This window comes from Psychromonas antarctica, assembly GCF_022267535.1.
In the GTDB taxonomy this organism is placed as follows: domain Bacteria; phylum Pseudomonadota; class Gammaproteobacteria; order Enterobacterales; family Psychromonadaceae; genus Psychromonas; species Psychromonas antarctica.
The window spans coordinates 1-2,627 of record NZ_JAHNZV010000205.1 but is presented as its reverse complement, the minus strand read 5'-3'; the positions used below and the strand labels follow the sequence as shown (position 1 = coordinate 2,627).

Here is a 2,627-nt window from a genome sequence, read left to right as displayed (position 1 = left end):
GATCTCATCGTGGAGCTGGGGCTAATTATTAGTTGCCTGCAAAGACTCCGAATACATTAGCGCAAACCAACTACGTTATCGATATTATTACTTGCAATATCGAGGCGGACCATACATTTCGCCCCCATAGCGACTTAGAACAGGCGCTAATTATTAAAAGGGCAAAAAGAAAGACCTGACATCCATCCATAATTAGTTCGCTTATAGTGAATTAAAGTTCGCTATTAGCGATTTATTCTTGTCTCTTTTTTAAATGTCTGTATTATAGGTTCTAAGGTTGGGCAAAAAGAGAGAAACTTTGCCATTAAGTTGAATATCGGATTTTATTTTAGACCAATATTCTCGGAAAACTTTTAGTTTTCTACTACACACCCCGGAAATGTGTTTGACTGTAACTAGTTAGTTATCTTGTGTTTGTCATCCATGTATCTTTGTTACTGTGTGCCGTATAGCATCATTATTATTGACTATCGACGTATAAGTAAATGTTAAAGGGGGAGTGCTCAGGGCGACTGAGTACATGAAATAAGGGGTTACATGTTGGTTACTCTTATCTTCTAACTAGGGCGAAATTGTTTAGCAATTAGGTTAAACATTTGTTAGAAGGAACCGCGTTATGCGAAATAGTAATACCAATCTTAATCAACAGGCACCTGTAAAGTCTTCAAAAGACGAAGACCAGAAGAACAATAAAAAGAAATTTAAAATCGGATGGATAATCATTAAATCGTCCATACGTATTGGCTTGTTTCTTTGGAAAGTTCTGGAGGTATTCACCAATGATGCTTAACAGATGTCCCCCTTAATTTTTGGAGTTATTATGATAAACAAAGCGTTAAAAGTTATTAGGCAATATCATAAATTTAAACAAGTAGAATTATCAGAAGAGTTAGGTATTTCTAAATCATATTTGTCTGAAATCGAATCAGGTAAAAAGCCTGTAAGCCTAGATATACTAGAGAAATATTCTGTTATTTTTGATATCCCTGTTTCATCACTTCTCTTCTTCTCTGAAAACATGGAGAATGATAAAGGTATACCTAAAAAGTTTCGTACAGTTTTTGCTAATAAAATTGTTCAGATAATGGAATGGGTAGTAGATAAAAATGCCCCGAAAAAAGTATAAGATCAATACAAACGACAAAGCATACTCCTTTGAAAGTTCCTCTTTCTATAAACTGTCATCTCCGAATATTTTAGCAAACTTACTTCATATACCTCTTGCTGATTTAAAAAAACTAAAAAATAGCAAAGATAGTTATAAACCATTTGTTATTAAAAAAGAGGGAAAGAAAGACAGAACTATTGAATGCCCCAAGAGATTACTTGAAAAGGTACACACGCGAATAGCAAGTTTACTGTGCAGAATAATAACTCCTGATTTCTTACATTCTGGTATTAAAGGAAGGACTTATATCACAAATGCTAAGTCTCACCTTGGTAAGCATAAAGTGCTGACCAGTGATTTGAGATCGTTTTATCCTTCTACATCTAAGAAAATGATCTTTAAGCTTTTCCGTTATAATTTCCACTGTAGCGTAGAAGTTGCTGATTTAATTGCTAGTGTCGCAACATATGAAGAGCACTTACCTACTGGTAGTCGGTTAAGTATGCCTTTGGCATTGTGGGCGAATATTGAGATGTTTTTAGAAATAGAGTCACTTGCTAAAAAGCACTCTATTAATATGACTATTTATGTTGATGATTTAGTCTTTTCAGGTAAGAATTTAAACGAATTGTTTTCTTCTACTGTAAATAAGATTGTTTTAAAACATGGGCATGAAATACATAGCGGAAAAACAGTTTTGTATAAGTCAGATGAAATAAAACTTATTACTGGTGTGATCGTGCACAATGATGAAATATTCATTAGAAACTGTCATCATCAAAATATGCATAATGATCTTGAAGAGTGGAAAACTTATAAAAATGGTTTTATGGTTCCCGATGACCTTAAAAGTCGTCTATTGGGGAGAATAAACGCATTTGCACAGATTGATCCAAGACTCAAAGATAAGGCAAGAAGCATCTTAGCCATTGAGCATTAGATATTATTTGCTTTCCATCGATAATAAGTAGGGCATGAGATACCTTTGGCTTTACGAATGCTCGGGATCGAGCCTTTTGTATTAGGCGACAATTAACTTGACCGGTCGTATTGCCTCATTAAAAAAACATACTACATTTAAAGATTTGTTACCGCATATGTAAGTAAGAATCAAATGACATAACAGACTAGAAGCCCCTTTAGCAGTATGATATTTCCTACTAATTGAGTTCACTTTCCTCTGGAATATTAAAATTTAAAACGGGCACAAATTCATTAATCATCAAATCTCGTAGTTTTTCTTCCTGACTCGCTTGGTTTTGACGCCATAGAGCAATTCTTCGTTGAAGTGTTCGGGTTTGCCCTATTAAAAATTTATCAGGATATTTATCCATGAGCCACAAAATTATTTTTTTAGCATTGTTTTCAGGTGCTAGCTCCATTCTTAATCGTATTTCATCCCAAACATCCTCGAACGGATCTTTTCGAGTTCGCCATGTACGAGGAGATTTTCTGAAGTCGACTTTGTCATTTCTATGGTAATGACGATTCACTCTATCTGTAATGATAACAGGCGGTA

At 34.5% G+C, this 2,627-nt stretch carries 2 protein-coding genes and 1 pseudogene; 2 read left to right on the top strand and 1 reads right to left on the bottom strand.

From position 1 onward, the window contains the following. Positions 1-820 precede the first annotated feature (820 nt). Both KSO91_RS16925 and KSO91_RS16920 read left to right on the top strand, forming a co-directional pair. Positions 821-1,126, top strand: coding sequence for a helix-turn-helix domain-containing protein (locus KSO91_RS16925; RefSeq protein ID WP_238744195.1), 306 nt, complete (start codon positions 821-823; stop codon positions 1,124-1,126). Beyond that, complete coding sequence (locus tag KSO91_RS16920) at positions 1,107-2,048, top strand: reverse transcriptase family protein (RefSeq protein WP_238744194.1); 942 nt, start codon at positions 1,107-1,109, stop codon at positions 2,046-2,048. Before KSO91_RS16925 ends, KSO91_RS16920 begins: the two co-directional genes overlap by 20 nt. A gap of 220 nt (positions 2,049-2,268) precedes the next feature. Here the strand turns inward: KSO91_RS16920 and KSO91_RS16915 are convergent. Beyond that, positions 2,269-2,627 (bottom strand): annotated as a pseudogene (locus KSO91_RS16915) (hypothetical protein); the annotation flags it as partial.

Excerpts from the sequence above, each read along its gene's own strand:
- KSO91_RS16925 (WP_238744195.1), top strand. The coding sequence starts at position 821 with ATGATAAACAAAGCGTTAAAAGTTATTAGGCAATATCATAAATTTAAA.
- KSO91_RS16920 (WP_238744194.1), top strand. The coding sequence starts at position 1,107 with ATGCCCCGAAAAAAGTATAAGATCAATACAAACGACAAAGCATACTCC.